Raw genomic sequence first — 21,658 nt, 5'->3', positions numbered from 1 at the left:
TAGTTGTGGCATCGTTTTTTGCTCTAGAACCAGAAGCGCACGCCCATCACCAGACTGGTGGCCGACACCCCTTCCCCCGCCGCGCGGGCATAGCGGGCGGTGTCGCCGAAGCTGCGTTCCCAGTTGACGCCGACATAGGGCGCGAATTCACGCGCGAATTCGTAACGCAGCCGCAAGCCGAGTTCGACGTTCGAGATCCCCGATCCGATGCCCAGTTCCGGCACGTCCTGCGCGGCGATGTTCACTTCGGCGGCGGGTTGCAGGATCAGGCGCTGGGTGAGGCGCTGGTCGTAGCTGCCCTCGACCCGCAGATGGGCGTCCCCCTTGTCGGAAAGGAACGCCTGCGCCTCGACCTCGAACCAGTAGGGCGCGAGGCCTTCGATGCCGATCGTCGCATAGCTGCGCTGGGGTTGTGGACGGATATCGTGGCGGACACCCGCGACCAGGTTCCACCAGGGGTCGATGGCGCGGCTGTAAAGCGCCTGCACCTCGGCGCTTTCGAGCGACCCGCCGACTTCGCCCTCCCCTTCCGACTTGATGGCGAGGCGGTTGATGTCGCCGCCGATCCAGCCTTCCCCTTCCCAATGATAGCCATCCGCACCCTTTTGCGCGCGATATTCCAGCCGATCGACCATCAGTTGCGAGAAGATCATGCCGCCGCTTTCCTTGCGCAAGGCGGCGCGGGCGCGGGCCATCACTTCGGGGGCGTAGAAGGCTTCGGCGGCATAGTCGGTCGCGACAGGCGGCGCGACGCCCTGTGGAATGGTGGCGTCCGACGCGGGCGCGCCATGGCCGGCATGGGGATTGGCAGCCTGGTCCCCCGCCGCGGCTTCCTCGGCCGGCGGCGCCTGGTGCGCGCTGTGGTCCATCTGCTCATGGTTCATCTGCCCATGATCCATCGGCGGTTCGGTCTGTGCGAGAGCGGGCATGGCGATACCGGCCAGCAACAGAGCGACAGCGGCAGTCAGGCGCTTCATGCCGCATCTCCCTCGTGACGAACCGTGACGACGCGCATCATCCCGGCGTGCATGTGCATCAGCATGTGACAGTGAAAGGCCCAGTCGCCGATCGCGTCGGCGGTAAGATCAAAGCTGATCCTGCCGCCCGGCAGGACGTTCACTGTATGCTTGCGCGGGTTGTGGGCCGCATCCTCTCCGGTCACGAGCTGGAAGAAATGGCCATGGATATGAATAGGGTGCGGCATCATCGTGTCGTTGATCAGGTTCACGCGCACCCTTTCCATATGGCGGAAGGGAATGCGCTCTGCCCCCTCCGACAGCTTCACGCCGTCAAAGGACCACATATAGCGTTCCATGTTGGCGGTGAGGTGGATGTCGAGCGTGCGGGTGGGCGTGCGGACATCCTCGTTCGGCTCCAGCGCGCGCAGATCGGCATAGGTGAGGACGCGGTGCTCCACATCCTCCAGCCCCGTCGGCCGGTCGGCGGTACGATCAGCCGGCATTGAGGACAGGGTGGCGACCCCCGGCCCCATCGGCACGTTCGGCGCGACCGAGGGATCGAGCATCTTCATGCTATGGCCTGCCATGCTGTCATTGGCCGGCTGGCTCAAATCAATGACGCCACCCTGCCCCATGTCCATGCCCGACATGTCCATCCCCATGTCCTTCATGGTGAGCAGAGGGCGCTGGCGAAGGGCCGGGATCGGCGCGACCAGGCCGATCTGCGGCGCCAGCGTCGCGCGGACCAGGCCGGATCGGTCGATGGCCTCGGCGACCAGGCCATAGGGTTTCGCCTCGGTTGGCTGGACGACCACGTCATAGGTTTCGGCGATGCCGATCTGGAATTCATCGGTTTCGACGGGCTGGACATGCTGGCCGTCGCACTGGACCACGGTCATGGAAAGTCCGGGCAGGCGCACGTTGAAATTCGTCATGGCGGACGCATTGATGATGCGCAACCGCACCCGCTCGCCCGGCGTGAACAGGCCCGTCCAGTTTTCCGCCGTCCCGTGGCCATTTACCAGGAAGCTGTAGGTGGAGCCGGTGACGTCGGAAATATCGGTGGGGTCCATGCGCATCGCGCCCCACTCCATCCGATCCTTGAGCGGCATGTCCCTGCCCTTGAGCAATCCGGCGAGCGTCTGGCGCTGCATGTTGTAATAGCCGCCCATCTGCTTGAGGCGCTTGAGCAGGACATGGGGATGGACCGGCGACCAGTCGGCCAGCACGATCACATGTTCGCGTGTCGCCTGCACCGGATCGGGACCGGCCGGGTCGATGACGATCGGGCCATAATGGCCCATCGCCTCCTGCATCCCGGAATGACTGTGATACCAGTAGGTGCCTGACTGGCGGATCGCAAATTCATAGGTGAAGGTTTCGCCCGGACGGATGCCGGGGAAGCTGACGCCGGGCACGCCGTCCATCTGGAAGGGAAGGATGAGGCCGTGCCAGTGGATCGACGTGTCCTCCCTGAGCCGGTTGGTGACGGCGAGGCGGACAGTCTGGCCTTCCTTCAGGCGAATGAGCGGCGCGGGAACGGTGCCATTGATGGTCACGGCATGGGCGGACCGCCCGCCGGTGCCGAAATGGCTTTCCCCCACGGTCAGCGCGATCGTCTCGCCCGACAGGACTCCGGGCGCAGGTCGCAGGCCGGGCGTCCCGCTACGCGCCCAGGCGGGGAAAGCCTGCGCGAGCGTGAGGGCGGCGGCGCCTTTGAAGAAGGTGCGACGATCGAGGGACAGGTTGCTCATGCCCCTTCATACGCGGGTGCAGCTTCAATCCCTCAAAATTTCCGTCAGTTTCGCGCGGGCGCGATACAGGCGCGTTTCGACCGCCTTTTCGGTAATGCCCAGCACCTGCGCCGCCTCCGCCTGGCTCATCTGCTCGATGGTGCGGAGCAGCAGCACATCCTTGAGATTGGTAGGGAGCATCGCGATGGCGGCATTGATGCGGCCCAGTTCGCGCTGCGAGTGAAGCGCCTGCTCCGGGGTTGCGCCCATGTCGGCGACGTCGAGCGCGTCATCAAGGGGCTTTGCGAAAGCGAAGAAGCGACGAACCGCGCGCCGCCGCGCCCAGTCCCGGCACTTGTTGAGGGCGATGCGCGCGATCCATATGCGAAAGGGACGCGACCCGTCATAGCGGGCGAGCGCGGCGAAGGCGGCGACGAACGTCTCCTGCGTGATGTCGAGCGCTTCGTCGCCATCGCCGACATGCCCCCGCGCGAGCCGCCAGACGGCATCGCGGTGGCGCTGCATCAATGCGCCAAATGCGGACTGGTCCCCGGTCAGCGCGCGGCCGGCCAGCGCCCGATCGTCAAGGTCGGGCGGCGTCACCGGGCCGGCTGGGTCAGCGCCTTGACCACGGCGGCATCGAACTGCGCCGCCTGATCGGGGCGCAACACGGCGCGCATCGCGAAGATGTGCTGGAGCGTCTCCTTCTGCAGCTGGCCCATCACATGGTGCGAACGATCGACCGCTTTTCCGACCTTGGGGCCATAGCCATGTTCGGCAGCGATGGCATCGGCGAGCCGCTGATTGTCCGCGCGCATTTCCGCCTCCAGCGCCTCACGGCGCCGGGCGAAGGCGGCCTCCAGTTCATGGATGCGCCGTTCCTGCGCCGCGTCGAGTGTGAGGCGCTGGTGCAGCAGGGCATGAACCTCGCTCTCCACGCGCGGCTCGGGCGCGATCCAGAAGCGCGCGACCAGCACCGCCGCCAGCGCGGCGGCGAAGGCAACCAGGGCGACGAGCAGATAGCGGCGGATCGTCATTTGGCGCTCATTGGCCGAGCAGACGCGAAGGCGCATATTCCGACATGCCGATCGGCAGCGGCGATGCCTGCGCCGGAGCGGCAGGGACGACACTGCCCGCCCAGCCGATGCCGATGGCGAGCAGGCCGGCCAGCATCAGGCTACGACGCGCGGTCGTCTGTTCGCGCCGGCGAGCCAGGCCGCCCATCACGGCGGCATCCATCTCCTCGAGCCGCGCGTCGGTGGGCATCGCCCGCAGCGCGCCCAGCATCTGATCCAGATCGGTCATTGTAAAATCTCCATCCTCATGACCGCATACGCGCGCAATGCCCTTATCCCTCGCACCGACGCGAAGGATGGAAAAAATTATGTGCATGTCGCAAGGGCTGCGGCAAGTCCATGCGTAATTCCCCCTAGCTACCCTGACGGAGACACCAGATGACCCGCACTTTCCTGACCGTTGCCGCCGCTCTTGCCCTGGCCCTGCCGGGCGTTGCAAGCGCGCACAGCAAGCTTCTGTCGTCCAGCCCGGCCGCCAACGCGACCGTCGCCAAGCCGACCAAGCTGACGCTGACCTTTTCCGAAACCTTCCTGGCCCCGATGAGCGGCGTGGAACTGACCATGACCGGGATGCCGGGGATGGCCAATCATGCCCCTATGCCGATCAAGGGCTTCAAGACCGCCGTCGAGGGCAAGACGATGACCGTCACCCTTCCCCGCGCCCTGCCCGCCGGCAGTTATGACCTGAAATGGCATATCGTCGGCGCCGATCAGCACAAGATGGAAGGCAGCTACAGCTTCAAGGTGAAGTAAGCCCCGATGACCGAAGGGACACTGATCGGCGCGCGCTTCGCGCTGATGCTGGACCTGGCGCTGCTCATGGGCCTTCCACTTTTCTGGTGGGTGATGGGCGCAGGCAAGCATCGGGCCGGGCGGAAAGCCGTGCTGGTGCTGCTGGCGGCCGGAGGCATGGCACTGTCCGTGCTCTGGCTGCTGGCAAGCGCGGCGGCGATGACCGGTACGCCGATCACGTCCCCGGACTGGGAGAGCGCGTGGATATTGCTGACGATGACGCCGGTCGGTCCGGTGCTGGCCGTGCGCGGCGCGGCGCTGCTGATCGCGCTGGTGGCCACCGCCCTGCCCCACGGTGAGCGGTTGACGTCGATACCGGCCGCCGTGGCGGCGGCGACCCTGGCCTGGACCGGCCATGCCGGTGCGACCGAGGAACTGGCCGGAACGCTGCATCGGGCCGCTGACGTTGCCCATGTCTGGGCGGCGGCCGGCTGGATCGGGGCGCTGGCGGTGCTCCTCCATTCGGTGCTCGCGTTGCGGCCGTCGAGCGGCGAAATGCGGCGCCTGTCGACAATGCTGGCGCGCTTTTCGCTGATGGGAACGCTGGTGGTCGCGACACTGGTGGTCAGCGGCGCGGTCAACGCGGTCATGATCGTGGGCGTGACCCAGCTGCCAGCGTTGCTGGGGAGCCGTTATGGCTGGCTGCTGGGCGCCAAGCTCACCCTGTTCGCGCTGATGCTGGGGTTGGCCGGGGCCAATCGCTGGCGATTGACCCCGGCGCTGGAGGCGAGCGACGCGCCGCAGCGCGCGGTCGCGCATCTGCGGCTGTCGCTGCTGGTGGAAACGAGCGCTGCCATCGTCATCATCGGCCTTGTGGCCTGGCTTGGGACGCTCGATCCGATGGCTTGATCGGCTCCGTTCGAGCGTCAGGCCGGGCGGTAGATGCAGTAGATTTTCTTCACATGCACGCGGCTGTCCCAGCTGCAACTGGCACCCTGTTCGACCAGGAAGATGTCGCCCTTGTGGAACGTGCCTTCCGCCCCGGCTTCGTCGACGAAGGTGACGCTGCCGTCGAGCAGATACATGAGTTCGAAATGGACATAGCGCATGGCGCGACGGTGATAGGGGGTCGAATCCCAGGTGCCGGCCATGAACTCGCCATCTTCCGACTTCCAGTCGCTGTTGTTGCGGCACTGGGGGGTCGGACCGACCAGCAATTCAGCGAGCGGCGCGCCCGACGGGACGAGCGGCGCGTCGGCGTCCACCGGGATGATCGCACCGTCGCCGGCCGGGCCACCGGTGCGGCGCATGAACAGGAGGCGGCTGGCGGCGTCGGCGGTCCAGGCAAAGGCCGCGCCGCCGCGCAGTACGATGCTGTCGCCTTCGGCCATGGCGATGTCGGTATCGCCCTGCACAATGCGGACCACACCGGATTCGACGATCACGAATTCGTCGGCGGGCATCGCGCCCACCACGCCCGCGCCTTCGGGCAGGGCGATGAGGCCGGCGGTGATCGGGCCAGGCGCGAGCGGGAGTTGCGCGCGAGCGGCGAGGAAGGGATCGCCCTCGCCCATCGTTACGGTCGCGCCGGCTGCCCAGGCGCGCAGGTCGATGAAGCTGCGGGTCAAAGTCTCGTTGGTCATGACGGCCTTTCCTTGTGGAAGGCCGCCAGAATAACCGGCCCTGCGCGGCACGATGCGCCGTTTGGCGCGGGGCGGCCCGTCAGACCTGCCGCAGGGCGCGGGCCGGACGGACCGAAAGCAGCGGGATCGATCCGGCCAGACCGATGCCGAGCGTCAGCAGCGCGCCGCCCGCGAGCGTCGCCAGCACCACCGGCCAGTCGGGCGCCCAGCCGAAATCGAAGAGCTGCACGATCACGAACCACGCCGCCGCGCTGCCCAAAGCCAGCGCGACCAGCGCCAGAATGGCGGCAAGCAGGCCATATTCGAGCGCCTGTCCGCCAAGCAACTGCGCGCGGGTGGCGCCCAGCGTCTTGAGGATGACGCCGTCATAGCTGCGCGCCTGGCGCGAGGCGGCGATGGCCCCGACCAGTACGGCGATGCCCGCAAGGATCGCAACCGATGCGGCGACAAGGATCGCGCGCGACATCTGGGTGAGGATCGTGCCGACCTGGTCGATCACCTCACCCACGGCAATGACCGACACGCCGGGGAAGGCGGCGAGCAGGGCGCGGGTGATGGCGGCGTCGCGGCGCTGGTCGGCGGCGCCCGAACCCCATGTGACCGTAGCGGCGAGGCTGTGGGGCGCGGACTCCAAGGTGGTCGGCGAGAAGACCAGCACATAGTTGAAGCCCATCGTGTCCCAGTTGACCTTCCGCAGCGAGGCGATCCGCGCCTCGATCTCGCGCCCCAGGATGGAGACGGTCAAACTGTCGCCGACGCCGATATCCAGGGTCCTGGCCGCCTCGGCGTCGAGCGAGACGAGCGGCGGACCGCGATAATCGGTCGGCCACCATTGGCCGGCCACCAGTTCACTGCCCTCCGGCAGCGCCGGGCTGTAGGTTACGCCACGCTCGCCGCGCAGGAACCACGCACCTTCGGGCATTTCCGCCAGATCGGCGACACGCTGGCCGGCATAGGCGGTGATCGTGCCGCGCAGCACGGGGACGATATTGAGCTGCGCGTCGGGCGCTTCGCGGGCGACGATACTGCGGAACCGCGCCTGTTGCAGGGCGGGGATGTCGAGCACGATCTGGGCAGGCGCCTTTTTCGGCACGACCTGCCGGATTTCCGCGTTCAGGCTGGTCTGGATGCCCGCCAGCGTGACGAACAGGGTGAGGGCAAGCCCCAGCGCCACGATCAACGCCGCGGTCTGCGCGCCGGGGCGGTGGAGATTGGCGAGCGCAAGGCGCAGCAGCGGGCGCCGCGGCCGGGGCAGGCGGCGCGCGAGGCGGCTGACCGCTAGACCCAGGCCGAGCAGCAGCACCAGCACGGCCGCGACCGCGCCGAGCACGGCGGCGGAGAAGAGCGGCTCGCGCGCGGGGCCCAGCGCGAGCGCAACCACCAGAGCGCCAGCCCCGGCCATGGCGGCGAGGCTGCGGCGGTCGAGACCGCTGCGTGTCTCCACCGCGCCGCGGAAGATGGCGGCGGCGGGCTGGGTACGCGCCTTGGCCAGGGGCGGGAAGGTGAAGAGGAAGGCGATCAGCAGGCCATAGCCGGCGCTCGCCAGCAGCGGCAGCGGGTGCAGGCGGAATTCGGGGCTGACCGGCAGCACGTCGCCCGCGAGCGCCACCAGCAGCGGCGGCAGCGCCGCCCCGACGACGAGGCCCGCCCCGATGCCCAGCGTCGCGACCGCGCCGATCTGAAGCCGGTAGATGCGGGCGATGTCAGCGGAGGTCGCGCCCAGCACCTTGAGCGTCGCGATCCCGCCGCGCTTGCCGGCAAGATAGGAGGCGACGCCATTGCTGACGCCGATCCCCGCAATCACCAGGGCGGCAAGGCCGATCAGGGACAGAAACTGTCCCATCCGTTCGATGAAGCGGTTGGCCCCGGGGGCGGCGCGATCACGATCCTTGAAGGTCCAGCCTTCGTTCGCGCGCGCCTTTTCCCAATCCTGCCGTACGGTGGTGGCGTCATGGCCGGGCAGGAGGCGGATGCGATATTTGGCGGAATAAAGGCTGCCCGGCTGGATCAGGCCCGTGCGGCGCAGCCCCTCCATGGAGACGATCGCGACCGGCCCCAGGGTGAAGCCTTCACCCAGCCGGTCGGGCTCATCGGCAATGATATCGTCGATGGTGAAACGGGCATCGCCATAGCGAAGCTGCTCGCCCCGCCGGACAGCGAGACGCTCGGCCAGCGCTTCGCCGATGACGACATGGGCGGCATCCATCGGACGATAGGCGCCGTTCCGGAGCGAAAGCGTGCCATAGAGCGGATAGGCGTCGTCCACACCCTTGAGTTCGGTAAGGATCGCGGGTGGAGCATCGCCCCTGCCCTGCGCCACCCGCTGCGCCATGGCGCGCATCCGGATGGTTTCACTGAGCGTGCCGAGCTGGCGGAATGCCTCCCGGTCGCCCAGGCTCGCCTCGCGCTGGGTCATGCCGATCTCGATGTCGCCACCCAGGATGACGCGCCCCCGATCGCGCAGCTCCTGCGTGATCGCCGATGTCAGGCTGCCGATCGCGGCCAGGGTGGCGACGCCCAGGAAGAGGCAGAGGAAGAGGAGTCGCAAGCCCCGGAAGCCCAGATGCAGGTCGCGCCGCGCGATCCGCCAGCTCGCCTGCCAGCCAAGGCCGGTCATGCGGCGCGGTCCGCGACGATCCGGCCGTCGCGCATCTCGATAATGCGGCCGCACCGTTCGGCCAGAGCCGGATCATGGGTGATGATGACCAGGGTCGCCCCCGCCGCCTGCTGCCGATCGAACAGGATGTCCATGATCGCCGCGCCGGTGGCGGCGTCGAGATTGCCCGTGGGCTCATCGGCGAAGAGCAGGGTCGGGCGCGGCGCGACGGCGCGGGCGATGGCGACGCGCTGCTGCTCCCCGCCCGACAGCTGGGCGGGATAATGGTCGAGCCGGTGGCCAAGGCCCACCGCGCGCAGTTCGTCCGCCGCCAGGACGAAGGCATCGGCATGGCCCGCCAGTTCGAGGGGCACGGCGACATTTTCCAGCGCGGTCATCGTCGGCAGCAGATGGAAGCTTTGCAGAACGATGCCGATCCGGCCCCGGCGCGCGCGCGCCAGTTCATCCTCGCCGAGCGCTCCGAAATCGACCCCGCCTACGTCCACGCTGCCGCCGCTAGCGCGTTCGAGACCGGACAGCACCGCCATCAGCGAACTCTTGCCCGATCCCGACGCGCCCAATATGGCGACGCTCTCGCCCCGCAGGATGGACAGGTCCACGCCCTTGAGGATCGCCACCGGCGCATCGCGCGTTCCCAGCTGGAGGGTGACATTGCGCGCGCGGATCGCGATAGTGGCCGGATCAATGGGCAAGTGCATGAAGAAGGAGCGCTCCTTGGCGGGCAGATTGTTGCAATATGGGGCGCTGACGCTGTTTGTCCATCTGGCGAGCGCCTGTTCGGACCAGACGCCTCCCCCTCCGCCCGTCGCCAACCAGGCGCCGGCGGCGAACGCGGCCGAACCGGCAGCCGCAAAGGCAGAAGACGCGAAGCTGGTGGTCGCGTTCGGCGACAGCCTCTACGCCGGCTATAATCTGGACCAGGGCAAGGGGCTGGCCCCGATGCTGGAACAGGCGCTCAACGCGCGAGGGGTGAAAGCGCGAGTGGTCAATGCCGGCGTATCGGGCGACACCAGCGCGGCCGGGCGGGCGCGCCTGGCCTTCACGCTCGACGGCCTGCCGCGCACGCCCGACCTGATGCTGCTGGGTCTGGGCGGCAACGACATGCTGCGGGGTCTGTCGCCGAAGGAGACGCGCATCAATCTGGACGCGATCCTGGACGAGGCGAAGCGACGCGGCATCAAGGTGGTGCTGACCGGCATGATGGCATCGCCGAATATGGGACCGGACTATGCCGCCGCCTTCAACCCCATCTATCCCGACCTCGCACGGACGCATGGCGCAACGCTCTATCCGTTCATGCTGGACGGGGTGATCGGGAAACCCGCGCTCCTGCTGCCCGATGGCATCCATCCCAATGACAAGGGCGTGACCGCGATCGTCGGCAGGCTGGCGCCACTTGTTGCAGGAGCGTTGAAGGGATGAGCATCGCCGTTGGTCTGATCGGCTATGGCATGGCGGGCCGGGTCTTCCACGCGCCGCTGATCCGCGTGGCGCCCGCGCTGGAGCTGAAGGCCATCGTCACCAGCCGTGCGAAGGAGGTGGCGGCGCTCGATCCCGGCATCGCCTGTTTCGCGACGCCCGAGCAACTGCTGGCGGATCCCGCGATCGACCTGGCGGTGATCGCGACACCGAGTGCGACACATGCACCGCTCGCCGCAGCAGCGCTGCGCGCGGGCAAGCATGTGGTGGTCGACAAGCCTTTCGCCCTGTCGCTCGAGCAAGCACGCGATCTGGCCGCGCTGGCCGATGTGTCGGGCCGACGGCTGGCGGTGTTCCACAATCGCCGGTTCGACAGCGATTTCCTGAGCATCCGGGCGGCGATCGAGGAAGGGCTGGTCGGACGGGTCACGCTGGTCGAAAGCCATTTCGATCGTTTCCGGCCACAGGTGCGCGACCGCTGGCGCGAGGATGGGTCACCGGGGTCGGGCGTATGGTTCGACCTGGGACCGCATCTGGTCGATCAGGCGCTGGCGCTGTTCGGACGCCCCCAAGCGGTGAGCGCGGACATCGTGGCGTTGCGCGACGGATCGGGGGCGGATGACTGGGCGCATGTCGTGCTGCGCTATGCCGACCTGCGCGTAATCCTGCACGCCAGCCTGACCGCACCGGGCGGCGACGCCGGTGGCAGCCCGCGCTTTACGGTCCATGGCACGGCCGGGACTCTCATCAAGCGCAGTCTCGATCCGCAAGAAGCGCAACTGGTCGCGGGGTTGCGGCCAGGAGATCAGCGATGGGGCGTCGATCCCGATCCGGTCGAATGGCATGACGGCGAGGGCCGCATCGCGCTTCGTCCGACGCTGAGAGGATGTCAGGAGCGCTTCTATCGCCAGATCGCCGATGCCTTGATGACCGGCGCGCCCCTTCCCGTCCCGATTGACGAGGCGGTCGCCGTGCAGGAAGTGATAGAGGCGGCATCGCTGTCCGCGCGCGAGGCGCGGGTGGTGACGCTGCCCTGACCAAGGACATAAAAGGAGGATTGCCGATGTCTTTGCCCCTGCGCGCTCTGCTGCTGGCCGCGGCGCTGACGATGCCCGGAGCGAGCGCGTCGGCCGCGCCCGCCGATCCGCAAGTGACGATCGCCGACGGGATGCTGCGCGGGGTTGCGGAGGATGGCGTCGTCGCCTTCAAGGGCATTCCCTTCGCCCAGCCGCCGGTCGGCGACCTGCGCTGGCGTGCGCCGCAGCCGGTGGCGCGTTGGCAAGGGGTGCGCGACGCGAGCCGTTATGGCCATGACTGCATGCAACTGCCCTTTCCCAGCGACGCCGCGCCGCTCGGCACACCGCCGGCGGAGGACTGCCTCTTCGTCAATGTCTGGAAACCGCAGGCCAGCGCGGAAAAGCTGCCGGTCATGGTCTGGATCTATGGCGGCGGCTTCGTCAATGGCGGCTCCTCCCCGCCCACCTATTCGGGCGCGCCTCTGGCGAAGCAGGGCATCATGGTGGTGAGCTTCAACTACCGACTCGGCCGCTTCGGCACCTTCGCCCATCCCGCGCTCACCAAGGCGGGCGCCGATAGCGGGCTGCTCGCCAATTATGGCTATCTGGACCAGATCGCGGCGCTGCGCTGGGTGAAAGCCAATATCGCCGCGTTCGGCGGGGATCCCGCCAATGTCACCATCATCGGCGAAAGCGCGGGCGGCATGTCGGTCCATGCGCTGCTCACCTCCCCCATGGCGCTGGGACTGTTCCACAAGGCAGTAATCCAGTCGGGCGGCCCCATGCCGATGGGCGACGCGACACTCGCCGGGGCAGAAAGGATCGGCGCCGCTTTCGCCGGGAAGAAGGGAATCCCGGCCCATGCGCCCGACGCGCTGAGCAGGCTGCGCGCCCTGCCGGCGGAGTCGGTGGTCGATGGGCTGAACCTTGCCGCGCTGTTCGCCGGGGGGCCGCCGGCCCATAGCAGCCCGATCGCCGACGGCAGGATCGCGGTCGACAGCCTCGCCGCCTACAGGAGCGGGCGTTTCGCCCATGTGCCCGTCATGATCGGCGCCACCAGCGATGATATTGGCGGCCCGACCGGCCCAATGGTCGAAGGGGCGCGGGTCATGGCCGCCCAATTCGCGGCGCAGGGCGTCCCGACCTGGCATTATCGCTTTTCCTATGTCGCGGATTCGCTGCGGACGCCAGCGACCAAGGGAGCGGCCCATGCCAGCGAAATTCCCTATTTCTTCGATACGGTTGCCATCAAATATGGCGATGCAGCCACGGCTCGCGACCAGCGCGTGGCGCAGATCGCCAGCGCCTATCTGGCCAACTTCGTGAAATCCGGCGATCCCAACGGCGCCGGCCTGCCCTCCTGGCGACCCGTCGGCGCGGACAAGGCCATGCTCGACCTGAGCAGCCAAGGCGCGGCAACGATCGTGCACCAACCATAGGCTGCAATGGCGGTCAGGGGGAAAATCAGCCCCTGCGCCAACGTGTTATCACGCTGCGACCAGCGTGGTTTCGGAATCGATCGAACGTGTTTTCAGGTCCGAAGGAACGTGGGATCGGTTCGGTTGGGCCGCTCGCGAATCGTGGAGTTTCCCGCCATTTCGCGTCGTGGCCCGGTGCCTAACTCCGCTAATCTCCGAATAAATCCCTAAGCGGGCCCTGCCGCCCGGTCGTTTATCATCTCGACCTGTTCAAAGGGGAGAGTTTGGCTACAGCGGGCTATCAGACCGGCGCCTTGGTCTTCGGTTCCGCGACTGCGATGCGGTTCCCATTTTGCAAAGAGCCCAACATGACAATGGCTATTCGCAGGCGGTGAGCAGGCAGGTTTGACTTTCATCGCGAAATGAGCGCATTAAACGCAAACCAGTTTATGCCGTCACGATTCGGCCATGAGGGGCGCCATGTCGTTTACCGTCAATACCTTGCGCAATGTCACGACAGCCTGCCAGCAGATGCGTGATCATATCAAGACGATCGTGTTCCGGCCGGACAATCGCAAGACGCTCGACATCAGTTTCGGACCCACCGTGGCCGCAGAACTGATCGGCCGGACGCCCGAGGCCCTGGCGAAGGCCGAAGCAAAGGGGCGCCTCCCCCAGCCCAAGCAACTGCCCAACGGGCGCCGCTACTATACCCTGGCTGACCTCACCCATATCCGCAGCGCTCTTGGCATCCATGTCGGCAAGCAGCCCGACGAGGATGCGGTCGTGCTGGCGGTGCAGAATTTCAAGGGCGGGGTGGGCAAGAGCACCATCACCAAGCATCTTGCTGACTATCTCGCCCTTCACGGCTATCGCGTGCTGGTGATCGATTGCGATCCGCAGGCGTCGACCACGACCATGTTCGACATCCAGCCCGAAACACTGATCGATGACGAGGAGACGCTGGGCGCTTTCCTCTCGCCGCGCAGCACTTTCAGCGACTTTTCCCGCACCATCCGCGATACGCCCTGGCCGACGATCAAGATTGTACCGTCGAGCCTGGGCCTTCAGGATGCGGAATGGGATCTGACGTCGACCCTGCGTGAGGGCGGACAGGCGGTGCGCGAGAGCTTGCAGGCGCTGCGCATCGGCATTGCCAGCGTGACCAAGGATTTCGACGTGATTCTGCTCGATCCGCCGCCGGCCATGGGCTTTCTGGGCCTCAACGTCATGGCGGCGGCCACGGGCTTGCTGATCCCAGTGCCCGCGCGCCAGCTCGACTATCTGTCGACGATCCATTTCATGGACACGATCGCCGACAATATCGAGATTCTCGAGCAGAATGGCACGCCGGTCAATTACGGTTTCATTCGCGTCGTCTGTTCGACCTTTTCGCCCAGCAAGCCGGGCGAGAACGACATGTGGCGGATCATGCAGGCGACCTATGCCGGGCTGTTGCTGGGGCAGCCGATTCTGGCATCCGAGGAGATCAAGAACGCGACGCAGGCGTTCCGGTCCATCTATGAATCCAAGCCATCGGCCTCGCACCAGACCTATATGCGCTGCCGCGAAAATCTGGACGCCGTCTTTGGCGAGATCGAGCAGCAGATTCGCCAGCAATGGCCGTCCACCAGCCTCACCTCCGATGTGGGCGTGGCGGCATGAGCCGGCGGTCGCTCATCAGCGAAGCGCTCGCTTCCGCGCCGAACGAACCGGCCGCCGGTGCCGCGCCTGCGCCGGAGAACAGCCCCGCCCCGCGCCCCAACTTCACCAACAGGCGCCTGGAGGCTTTCGGCGAGGCCGCGCGGATCGTGAAGCGCCCGACCATTCGGCTGAAACCGTCGGAATGTTCGGTCTGGCCCGGCAATGCGCGCGACTATTCGCTGCTCGACGAACATCGGCTGCGCAGCCTTATCGATTCGATCCTGGCCGAGGGAAGCAATCGCGTGCCCGCGGTGGTCCGACGCACGCCCAATGGTCCCCTGCCCTATGAGCTGGTGACTGGTACGCGGCGGCACTGGGCGATTTCCTGGCTCAATGCCAACCATTATCCCGACATCGACCTGATCGCGATTATCGAGGATCTGGATGATGAGGCGGCCTTCCGCCTGGCGGACATCGAAAATCGCGAGCGCGAGGATATTTCGGACCTGGAACGCGGCCTCAACTACAAGGCAGCGGTCGACACCTATTATGGCGGCGTGCAGCTGCGCATGGCGGAACGGCTGAAAATCTCCAAGTCGCAGCTGTCGCGTTACATCGCGCTGACCGAAATTCCGCCCTTTGTGGTCAGCGCCTTCCATTCGCCGACCGACCTTCAGGCAAAATATGCCGAGAAGCTGCTCCCCCTGCTGCGCGATCCGTCGAGCCGGACGAAGCTGGAGGCGGCGGCCGATCAAATAGCATCGGAGCAGAGCTTCCGTCGTTCGGGGGACGAGCAACCGATCAGTGGTCCGGAGGTGATGACCCGGCTCGTCCAGGCCACGATGGTCAAGGGGCGCGTGCAGAAGGCCATGATCGCGGCTTCGGACGGCGCGTCGATCGGGCAGGTCGAAAAGGACCAGCAGAAGATATTGACCCTGTCGCTGTCTCCGAACGGTCTGTCGACGGATGAGATATTGGCGGCGCTGCGCCCGGTGATCGAGCAGGCGAAGATCCGGGCGGCGCGGCGGCGCTGAGGATCGGATGCATGGGGATGAAAGCTGAAAATGGAGGAATAATCCTTTTATTTCAGTAGTTTGATTGCGATTTCCCTCCGGGGGGAAGCGGGGATGGGATGACGACGGCGGCCTCTGATACCGAGCTGAAGACAGCGTTCAAAGAGCGCAAGGTTCAGTTCGAGATGTTCTTCACCCTGCCTGATTTCAGCGATATTTCGCTGCGCGACTATCAGGAGACGATGCAACGGCCCTTCTTCAGCCTGTCCAAGCGCAAGCGCATCAAGTCCATCGATTATGTCAGTCCCGATCGCACCGTCACTGTGCAGGTCCTGCCCAATCCGGCTTATGGCATGGCGACGATCTGGGACGCAGACATCATGATCTACCTGGCGTCGCACCTGAATGCGCTGCGGGAGCGCGGCATCAACGACATATCGCCCGCCATCCGGCTCCAGCCCGGCGACCTTCTCAAGCGCATATGCTGGGGCACGAGCGGACGCGCCTATGAAAGGCTGGTGAGTGCGCTCGACCGCTTGCAGGCGACGACGATCAAGACCAACATCCGTACCAATGCCAAGAGCCGGGAAACGACCTTCTCCTGGATCGACAGCTATACCCATTTGGTAGACGAGCGGACTCAACGGTCACTGGGCATGGAGATCACCCTGTCGAAATGGTTTTTCGACGGGGTGATGGACAAGCGCAACGTGCTATCGATTTCGCCGCTCTACTTCGAGATTACCAGCGGGCTGGGCAAATGGCTGTACCGCGCATCACGCAAGCATGCGGGCGGCAACGGGGCCGAAGGCTTCACAATCGGTTTTGAAACGCTCCACCAGAAGAGCGGAAGCGAGAGCAGCTACCCGGTTTTCAAGCGGAAGTTGCTCGACCTGGCCCGAGCCAATGACCTGCCCGATATCAGCCTGGAGGTGATCGATGGCGATAGCCCCAAGCCGAAGATGAAGATGGTGATGCGTCGTCACATGATCGACGGGGCGCGACGCAAGCGTGGCGCAGATTCCCCCTCCCCTCCCCCGACCGACAATGTGACGGATGCCGATCACACGTCGGACGCGTTGATCGAACCCCATCTGGCTCGCGGGCTGATCTCGCAATTATCGCGCGAGCTGCGCGTGGGATCGCCTAAGCAAGTTCAAGCCGAACCGGAGCGCGAGGTGCGGCCTCACCCCGCATCGGCCCGCCGCTCCAACGCGGCCAGGATACTCGATCGCGACATCTATGATTCCATTCGGGCGGACTTTCCCGGTTGGGATTATGACGAACTGATGCGACGCTTCGACGCCTTCCTCGGCGCCAATCCGGATGAGCTGCCGCGTAACTATTCGAAACGATTCTACGGCTTCGTCAAAGAGCATCATCGCCGCAACAAGTATCGCCTCTAGTAAATTTCCCCGCGGGGTTCTTCCGCGTGGGACGGGCTGAAGGCCAGATCAAAATTCAGCAAGATTGCGGCCCATTCCATGAGATTGGTGCGCCACCGTTTCACGAGCTTCTCCGCGCGGCCGTAGAGGTCGGCCCGACAACGTGTTTTCATGTTCCCTCTGCCAGAGCGAAAAGCTTGGCCTGTTGACATTGACCACGCGCAGTCGGCGCAGCCGATATTGCGCTGTTTCAATATATTGGCATGGTCGTCACGCCACATTTGCCATTTCTGCGAACGGCTCTGCCCCTGCCCTTGCGTCGTCATGCGCCGATTCTGAAAACACGTCAGTCCGAGCACCGGCTCGATGAGGAAGGGCATCCAGCTCTAAAGCTGCACGCAAAAAAGCCCGATTTATGTGCGATCTGCCCGCGCGAGGAATGAGTATGCGTGGACCCGCCGTGCGTTCCGGCCCGTCATCGTGTTTTCGGAATCGCAGCAAAATATCGACTGGGGGTAACCGGCTCAGGCCCGTTCGCCTGTCGCCGACGTCACCAGGCGAGTGGCGGGTCCGTGTCATCGTCCCAAGGAAATGCGCCATCCAAAAGGGCAAAGGGATCGCGCCGCGGCCGCGCTGGCATGTCCGAAGGCGCTGCCACGGGAATGGCGTAGCTGCGATAGCTGGACTGCCCCGTTCGCTCGATGAGCAGTCCGGCTTCCGCGGCGATGGCCAGCAGCTTGATCGCTCCCGCGCTCGTCAGACCGAGCGCCTTTGCAATGCCGCTGCTGGTGACGCGGGGGTGGGCCATCGCCAAGGCGAGCATATCGGCGAGTCGGCCGGGTCGGCGCCTTGCCCGTATGAACTGTCCTGCCCGCATGGCATAGCTGCGCAGACGTATCTCCAGATCCAGATGGCCTTGTGCGCCGGCAGCAATGGCGCCCAACCACAGGCGTTCCAACGCCTCGCCTTTGATCCGTTGCCACGGCTCCGAGCTTCGCTCCAGCCCGAGCGCGATCAGCCCGCCGGCCGAGCCCTCCCATCGGCCCGGTCCCCAGCGGTCCCCGATCAGTAGACTGAAGACAAGGTCGCCGCGCCCGATCGGTGCGCGTTCGCGCCAGAGTTGGGCCAGATGTGCGCCGTGCAGCAGGGGAGGGGAGGCGGGCAGCGATGCGATGGTTGCCTGCCATCCCCTGACAGCATCCAGCATGTCCGCGAGGGACCGCTGCCATCCATGCTTCGCGGGATTACCCGCGTCCGAAACGAGACCCAGCCATCGCAACAACGCCTCTGCGTCGGTGAGGATGCTGTCCAGTTCGATCGGTGCGCCGACCGCCTGACGTCCCCGGCTCAGATCGAAATCGGATGTGCGGACAGCGCCGCGGCCGTCTACCTGAATATCACTGTCGTGCAGGGGGGCCTTGTCCCACCGCGCGAGCGCATGGCGTTCGGCAATCCGCATCCGGGTGCGCAGCGGGAAGGCGACCGGACTGAGGCGCCGGCGTTCCTCCAGCCTTGCAAGCAGGGCCTGCGCTTCGGCATAGGCGACGATCAGGGATGGAGCGGACAAGAGGCAGATTCCTGGTCCAGAAGGGTAGATTTTGTGGAATTATACGATCAAAAATAATATAACAAGATCAGATATATAGCATATTATAATAAACGGTAATGGATATATAGCTAATATGCTTGATCTTGCCAATGCCGTTGGGATGGGCGTGCAATCCTTGGACTTGGTCACCGGTTCCAATGGCCATCGCGGGGTCGATCCCTTGTCATAGCCCGATCTGGCGCGTTGACCCGATCCCACCTGCTCGCCAGACCAGACAGCCGAGGCATCGGCTGCCGCGCAGAGGGTAGGGGGAGGGTGGCCGCATCGCGACCCTCTGCGTTCCGGCGCACGCGGGAAGCTGCCGGAGACAAGTGAAAGGTGATCTGATGACCATTGCCCTTGCCGACCCGTCCCTGTTGCGGACGCAGTGCCTGGTGGACGGCCGCTGGATCGGCGATCCGATCATCGACGTGACCGATCCGGCCAGCGGCGACACGCTTGCGTCCGTGCCCGACATGAATGCCGAAGCGACCAGGCAGGCCATCGTCGCGGCGGAGGCGGCTTTGCCCGCATGGCGCAGGATGACGGCCGGGGAACGGGCCCGCATTCTGCGACGCTGGTTCGACCTGCTGCTGGCGCATCAGGATGACCTGGCGGTGATCCTGACACGCGAGCAGGGCAAGCCATTGGCGGAGGCAAAGGGCGAGATCGCCTATGCGGCGAGCTTCGTCGAATGGTTCGCCGAGGAAGGCAAGCGCGTATATGGCGAGGTCATTCCCAGTCATCGCGCGGACAGCCGGATCCTGGTCATCCGGCAACCCGTGGGCGTCGTCGCCGCGATCACGCCCTGGAATTTCCCCGCCGCGATGATCACGCGCAAGGTCGCGCCGGCGCTGGCTGCGGGCTGTACCATGATCCTCAAACCCGCGACCCAGACGCCACTGACCGCGCTCGCGCTCGGCGTGCTGGCGGAGCGAGCGGGAGTGCCGGCGGGCGTCCTGAATATCGTTACGGGATCGTCACGAACGATCGGAGCCGAACTCACTGGCAGCCGCACCGTGCGCAAGCTCAGCTTCACCGGATCGACCGAGGTCGGCAAGACGCTGATGGCCCAATGCGCGCCGACGATGAAGAAGCTGTCGATGGAACTGGGCGGCAATGCGCCCTTCCTGGTGTTCGAGGATGCCGATCTCGACGCGGCGGTGGAGGGCGCGATGGCCTCCAAATATCGCAACAGCGGCCAGACCTGTGTGTGCGTCAACCGTATCTTCGTCCAGCGCGGCGTCTATGAGGCGTTTCAGGCGCGGCTGAAGCTCGCGGTCGATGCGCTCAAGGTCGGGCCGGGTACCGGGCAGGGCGTCAATCAGGGACCGCTGATCGACGAGAAGGCGGCGGACAAAGTCGAGGAGCATGTCGCCGACGCGCTCGCCAGGGGTGGCCGGCTGCTGGCGGGCGGGGCGCGGCATCCGCTGGGACGCAGCTTCTTCCAGCCGACCATCATCGCGGATTGCACGCCGGACATGACATTGGCGCAGGAGGAGACGTTCGGGCCGCTGGCGGCGCTATTCGCCTTCGACCGCGAGGAAGAGGCGATCGCCCTCGCCAACGCGACCGATGTGGGCCTGGCGGGCTATTTCTACACCCGCGACCTGGCGCGCGCCTGGCGCGTGGCCGAAGCGCTGGAGGTCGGCATGGTCGGGATCAATACCGGCCTCATCTCTACGGAGGTGGCACCCTTTGGCGGCATCAAGGAATCAGGCATGGGCCGGGAAGGGTCGCGCCATGGGATCGAGGATTATACCGAGATCAAATATCTTTGCGTGGCAGGCATCTGACTGGCACGGAAGGGGGAAGGGGAGGCGGCTGCGTCCGCCCCTTCGCGCAGACTGGGAAGGGGAAGAGCGATGACGGCTATCGTGGCGGTGACGGGAGCGGCAGGCGCGCTCGGTCGAAAGGTGGTGGCGCATCTGGCCGGGGCAGGCTGGTCGGTCGTCGGCATCGATCTGGCGGAGATGGCAGCGCCCGAACTGGCGCTGGCGCTGGGGGGCGTCGATCTGAGCGATGAGGCGGCGATGGCCGGGGCCGCCGCGCGGATCGAGGCGGAACTGGGCCGCCTCGACGGGCTGGTCAATATCGCGGGTGGGTTTGCATGGGAGACGGTCGCCGACGGCAGCGTTGCGACCTGGGACCGTCTCTACGCCATGAACGTCCGCACCGCACTGATCGCCAGCCGCGCGCTGCTGCCGTTGTTGCGCCTCGGTGGAGGCGCCATCGTCAATATCGGCGCGGCTGCTGCGGTCAAGGCGGCGGGCGGCATGGGCGCCTATGCTGCGTCCAAGTCCGGCGTGGCGCGGCTGACCGAGGCGCTGGCGGAAGAGCATAAGGATGAGGGGGTGCGCGTGAACGCGTTGTTGCCCAGCATCATCGATACGCCCGCCAATCGCGCCGACATGCCCGACGCGGACTTTTCCCGCTGGGTCGCACCGGAGGAACTGGCGGGCGTGGCGGCCTTCCTGCTGTCGCCCGAGGCACGGGCGATCACCGGAGCGCTGATCCCGGTGACGGGCCGGGTCTGATCCGCGTGGGCCGGGCTACGGGCGGACCTATCCCGCCTGCCGGTCGACAAAGGCCATGACCGCATCGTTGAACGCGTCATTGGCGTCACCCGCGACCATATGATGCGCGCCGTCGATATGGACATAGTCGGCGTGCGGGACGAGGTCCATGAAGGCGCGCGCGCCTTCGTCCGTTACGACCCGGCTGCGGCCGCCGCGGATCAGCAGGGTCGGGATGGTCAGCCCGCGCGCGGCGGTTTCGAGTACGGTCGGACCTTCGGTCTGCTGCCTGGGATCGGCGCCCATCGACATGAAGGCGGGATCCCAGTGCCAATAATAGCGCCCGTCGCGCAGCCGCAGATTGCGGGCGAGTCCCTTGCTGCTTGCCGGCCGCTCGCGATGCGGCAGATAGGCGGCGACCGCTTCGGCCGCCTCCTCGACCGAAGCGAAGCCGCCGGCGCCCGCGCTCATGAAGGCGATGACTTCCTGTGCGCCCTCCATGTCGACATGGGCCGTGATGTCGACCAGCACGAGCGCATGAATGGCTGAAGGGTCGGTCGCGGCGACGATCATCGCGACAAGGCCCCCGAGCGATGCGCCGACGATGACCGGCGGCCGGTCGAACCCGGCCAGAACGGCACGCAGATCGTCGGCGAAGATGGTCAGGCTGTAGGCGCCATCGGGCGACCAGCCGCTGTCGCCATGGCCGCGCAGGTCCATGCTGATCGCGCGATGGCCGTGTCGGGCTGCCTCCACCAGCGCCTTGCCCCAGCTTTGCCGGGTCTGGCCGCTGCCATGGAGGAACAGGACGGGCTGGCCGTCGAGAGGGCCGACAGCGTCCGCGGCGAGGTCGACGTTGGTGCCACGGAGGGTCAGATGCTCGATCTTGCTCATGCCCG

Annotated in this window: 21 protein-coding genes; 10 read left to right on the top strand and 11 right to left on the bottom strand. The window is 66.1% G+C overall.

The window, feature by feature from the left end; all coding sequences use genetic code 11:
* Window positions 1-23: 23 nt before the first annotated feature.
* The 5 genes from K3M67_RS19095 to K3M67_RS19075 are packed head-to-tail and all read right to left on the bottom strand — an operon-like array spanning window position 24 to window position 3,997.
* Window positions 24-977, bottom strand: a complete 954-nt coding sequence (locus K3M67_RS19095; RefSeq protein ID WP_285833026.1) for a copper resistance protein B — start codon at window positions 975-977, stop codon at window positions 24-26.
* Entirely contained in the window at window positions 974-2,713 is a 1,740-nt protein-coding gene (locus K3M67_RS19090; protein WP_285833025.1) for a copper resistance system multicopper oxidase, read from the bottom strand. The genes K3M67_RS19095 and K3M67_RS19090 overlap by 4 nt, the downstream gene beginning before the upstream one ends.
* A 24-nt stretch (window positions 2,714-2,737) precedes the next feature.
* Window positions 2,738-3,295 (bottom strand): RNA polymerase sigma factor, encoded by a 558-nt coding sequence (locus K3M67_RS19085; protein ID WP_066855143.1) that lies wholly within the window; start codon window positions 3,293-3,295, stop codon window positions 2,738-2,740.
* Window positions 3,292-3,729 (bottom strand): periplasmic heavy metal sensor, encoded by a 438-nt coding sequence (locus K3M67_RS19080; protein WP_285833024.1) that lies wholly within the window; start codon window positions 3,727-3,729, stop codon window positions 3,292-3,294. Before K3M67_RS19080 ends, K3M67_RS19085 begins: the two co-directional genes overlap by 4 nt.
* Window positions 3,730-3,736: 7 nt before the next feature.
* Window positions 3,737-3,997 (bottom strand): hypothetical protein, encoded by a 261-nt coding sequence (locus K3M67_RS19075; RefSeq protein ID WP_066855140.1) that lies wholly within the window; start codon window positions 3,995-3,997, stop codon window positions 3,737-3,739.
* A 149-nt stretch (window positions 3,998-4,146) separates the two neighbouring features.
* Here K3M67_RS19075 and copC point away from each other — a divergent pair, with 149 nt between their 5' ends.
* Complete coding sequence (gene copC / locus K3M67_RS19070) at window positions 4,147-4,521, top strand: copper homeostasis periplasmic binding protein CopC (protein WP_066855138.1); 375 nt, start codon at window positions 4,147-4,149, stop codon at window positions 4,519-4,521.
* A 6-nt stretch (window positions 4,522-4,527) separates the two neighbouring features.
* Window positions 4,528-5,409 carry a copper homeostasis membrane protein CopD gene (gene copD, locus K3M67_RS19065; RefSeq protein WP_285833023.1) on the top strand — a complete coding sequence of 294 codons (882 nt, stop codon included), beginning with the start codon at window positions 4,528-4,530 and terminating at the stop codon, window positions 5,407-5,409.
* Window positions 5,410-5,426: 17 nt separating this feature from the next.
* On the opposite strand, the gene K3M67_RS19060 is transcribed toward copD, so the two are convergent.
* The 3 genes from K3M67_RS19060 to K3M67_RS19050 form a co-directional block, all read right to left on the bottom strand.
* A complete protein-coding gene (locus K3M67_RS19060; protein WP_066855132.1) occupies window positions 5,427-6,143 on the bottom strand; it encodes a cupin domain-containing protein in 717 nt (238 codons plus the stop codon).
* A 79-nt stretch (window positions 6,144-6,222) separates the two neighbouring features.
* Window positions 6,223-8,760, bottom strand: a complete 2,538-nt coding sequence (locus K3M67_RS19055; protein ID WP_285833022.1) for an ABC transporter permease — start codon at window positions 8,758-8,760, stop codon at window positions 6,223-6,225.
* On the bottom strand, window positions 8,757-9,458 hold the full coding sequence (locus K3M67_RS19050) for an ABC transporter ATP-binding protein (protein ID WP_066855126.1): 702 nt from the start codon (window positions 9,456-9,458) through the stop codon (window positions 8,757-8,759). Before K3M67_RS19050 ends, K3M67_RS19055 begins: the two co-directional genes overlap by 4 nt.
* On the opposite strand from K3M67_RS19050, the gene K3M67_RS19045 reads away from it, so the two are divergent.
* The 6 genes from K3M67_RS19045 (at window position 9,457) to K3M67_RS19020 (ending at window position 16,676) form a co-directional block, all read left to right on the top strand.
* Window positions 9,457-10,182 (top strand): arylesterase, encoded by a 726-nt coding sequence (locus tag K3M67_RS19045; RefSeq protein WP_285833021.1) that lies wholly within the window; start codon window positions 9,457-9,459, stop codon window positions 10,180-10,182. The genes K3M67_RS19050 and K3M67_RS19045 overlap by 2 nt on opposite strands.
* Window positions 10,179-11,216 carry an oxidoreductase gene (locus K3M67_RS19040; RefSeq protein WP_285833020.1) on the top strand — a complete coding sequence of 346 codons (1,038 nt, stop codon included), beginning with the start codon at window positions 10,179-10,181 and terminating at the stop codon, window positions 11,214-11,216. Before K3M67_RS19045 ends, K3M67_RS19040 begins: the two co-directional genes overlap by 4 nt.
* A 26-nt stretch (window positions 11,217-11,242) precedes the next feature.
* Window positions 11,243-12,634, top strand: a complete 1,392-nt coding sequence (locus K3M67_RS19035; protein WP_285833019.1) for a carboxylesterase/lipase family protein — start codon at window positions 11,243-11,245, stop codon at window positions 12,632-12,634.
* Window positions 12,635-13,093: 459 nt separating this feature from the next.
* Complete coding sequence (locus tag K3M67_RS19030) at window positions 13,094-14,278, top strand: AAA family ATPase (RefSeq protein WP_066855363.1); 1,185 nt, start codon at window positions 13,094-13,096, stop codon at window positions 14,276-14,278.
* Complete coding sequence (locus K3M67_RS19025; protein ID WP_066855115.1) at window positions 14,275-15,291, top strand: ParB/RepB/Spo0J family partition protein; 1,017 nt, start codon at window positions 14,275-14,277, stop codon at window positions 15,289-15,291. The genes K3M67_RS19030 and K3M67_RS19025 overlap by 4 nt, the downstream gene beginning before the upstream one ends.
* A gap of 98 nt (window positions 15,292-15,389) precedes the next feature.
* Window positions 15,390-16,676 carry a replication initiator protein A gene (locus K3M67_RS19020; RefSeq protein ID WP_285833018.1) on the top strand — a complete coding sequence of 429 codons (1,287 nt, stop codon included), beginning with the start codon at window positions 15,390-15,392 and terminating at the stop codon, window positions 16,674-16,676.
* Here the strand turns inward: K3M67_RS19020 and K3M67_RS19015 are convergent.
* Window positions 16,673-17,035, bottom strand: coding sequence for a hypothetical protein (locus K3M67_RS19015; RefSeq protein WP_285833017.1), 363 nt, complete (start codon window positions 17,033-17,035; stop codon window positions 16,673-16,675). The genes K3M67_RS19020 and K3M67_RS19015 overlap by 4 nt on opposite strands.
* A gap of 170 nt (window positions 17,036-17,205) precedes the next feature.
* Window positions 17,206-18,222, bottom strand: a complete 1,017-nt coding sequence (locus tag K3M67_RS19010; protein ID WP_285833016.1) for a hypothetical protein — start codon at window positions 18,220-18,222, stop codon at window positions 17,206-17,208.
* A gap of 368 nt (window positions 18,223-18,590) precedes the next feature.
* On the opposite strand from K3M67_RS19010, the gene K3M67_RS19005 reads away from it, so the two are divergent.
* Together K3M67_RS19005 and K3M67_RS19000 are read left to right on the top strand one after the other, a co-directional pair.
* Window positions 18,591-20,039, top strand: a complete 1,449-nt coding sequence (locus tag K3M67_RS19005; RefSeq protein WP_285833015.1) for an NAD-dependent succinate-semialdehyde dehydrogenase — start codon at window positions 18,591-18,593, stop codon at window positions 20,037-20,039.
* A gap of 69 nt (window positions 20,040-20,108) precedes the next feature.
* On the top strand, window positions 20,109-20,780 hold the full coding sequence (locus K3M67_RS19000; protein ID WP_066855101.1) for an SDR family oxidoreductase: 672 nt from the start codon (window positions 20,109-20,111) through the stop codon (window positions 20,778-20,780).
* Between the two features lie 27 nt (window positions 20,781-20,807).
* Here K3M67_RS19000 and K3M67_RS18995 read toward each other — a convergent pair whose 3' ends face one another.
* Window positions 20,808-21,653: an alpha/beta fold hydrolase gene (locus K3M67_RS18995; protein WP_066855097.1), complete on the bottom strand. Its 846-nt coding sequence runs from the start codon at window positions 21,651-21,653 to the stop codon at window positions 20,808-20,810.
* Window positions 21,654-21,658: the final 5 nt, after the last annotated feature.

Source organism: Sphingobium sp. V4 (assembly GCF_029590555.1).
GTDB lineage: Bacteria > Pseudomonadota > Alphaproteobacteria > Sphingomonadales > Sphingomonadaceae > Sphingobium.
Note: the sequence above shows the minus strand (reverse complement) of the source record. Positions and strands in the feature narration are given on the sequence as shown.

Bases quoted from the DNA above. Each gene is read 5' to 3' on its own strand.
- K3M67_RS19035 (WP_285833019.1), top strand. From the start codon at position 11,243: ATGTCTTTGCCCCTGCGCGCTCTGCTGCTGGCCGCGGCGCTGACGATG.
- copD (WP_285833023.1), top strand. From the start codon at position 4,528: ATGACCGAAGGGACACTGATCGGCGCGCGCTTCGCGCTGATGCTGGAC.
- K3M67_RS19015 (WP_285833017.1), bottom strand. From the start codon at position 17,035: ATGCCCTTCCTCATCGAGCCGGTGCTCGGACTGACGTGTTTTCAGAAT.
- K3M67_RS19055 (WP_285833022.1), bottom strand. From the start codon at position 8,760: ATGACCGGCCTTGGCTGGCAGGCGAGCTGGCGGATCGCGCGGCGCGAC.
- K3M67_RS19005 (WP_285833015.1), top strand. From the start codon at position 18,591: ATGACCATTGCCCTTGCCGACCCGTCCCTGTTGCGGACGCAGTGCCTG.
- K3M67_RS19090 (WP_285833025.1), bottom strand. From the start codon at position 2,713: ATGAGCAACCTGTCCCTCGATCGTCGCACCTTCTTCAAAGGCGCCGCC.
- K3M67_RS18995 (WP_066855097.1), bottom strand. From the start codon at position 21,653: ATGAGCAAGATCGAGCATCTGACCCTCCGTGGCACCAACGTCGACCTC.
- K3M67_RS19050 (WP_066855126.1), bottom strand. From the start codon at position 9,458: ATGCACTTGCCCATTGATCCGGCCACTATCGCGATCCGCGCGCGCAAT.
- K3M67_RS19000 (WP_066855101.1), top strand. From the start codon at position 20,109: ATGACGGCTATCGTGGCGGTGACGGGAGCGGCAGGCGCGCTCGGTCGA.
- K3M67_RS19030 (WP_066855363.1), top strand. From the start codon at position 13,094: ATGTCGTTTACCGTCAATACCTTGCGCAATGTCACGACAGCCTGCCAG.
- K3M67_RS19080 (WP_285833024.1), bottom strand. From the start codon at position 3,729: ATGACGATCCGCCGCTATCTGCTCGTCGCCCTGGTTGCCTTCGCCGCC.
- K3M67_RS19045 (WP_285833021.1), top strand. From the start codon at position 9,457: ATGAAGAAGGAGCGCTCCTTGGCGGGCAGATTGTTGCAATATGGGGCG.
- K3M67_RS19025 (WP_066855115.1), top strand. From the start codon at position 14,275: ATGAGCCGGCGGTCGCTCATCAGCGAAGCGCTCGCTTCCGCGCCGAAC.
- K3M67_RS19060 (WP_066855132.1), bottom strand. From the start codon at position 6,143: ATGACCAACGAGACTTTGACCCGCAGCTTCATCGACCTGCGCGCCTGG.
- K3M67_RS19075 (WP_066855140.1), bottom strand. From the start codon at position 3,997: ATGACCGATCTGGATCAGATGCTGGGCGCGCTGCGGGCGATGCCCACC.
- K3M67_RS19020 (WP_285833018.1), top strand. From the start codon at position 15,390: ATGACGACGGCGGCCTCTGATACCGAGCTGAAGACAGCGTTCAAAGAG.
- K3M67_RS19040 (WP_285833020.1), top strand. From the start codon at position 10,179: ATGAGCATCGCCGTTGGTCTGATCGGCTATGGCATGGCGGGCCGGGTC.
- copC (WP_066855138.1), top strand. From the start codon at position 4,147: ATGACCCGCACTTTCCTGACCGTTGCCGCCGCTCTTGCCCTGGCCCTG.
- K3M67_RS19095 (WP_285833026.1), bottom strand. From the start codon at position 977: ATGAAGCGCCTGACTGCCGCTGTCGCTCTGTTGCTGGCCGGTATCGCC.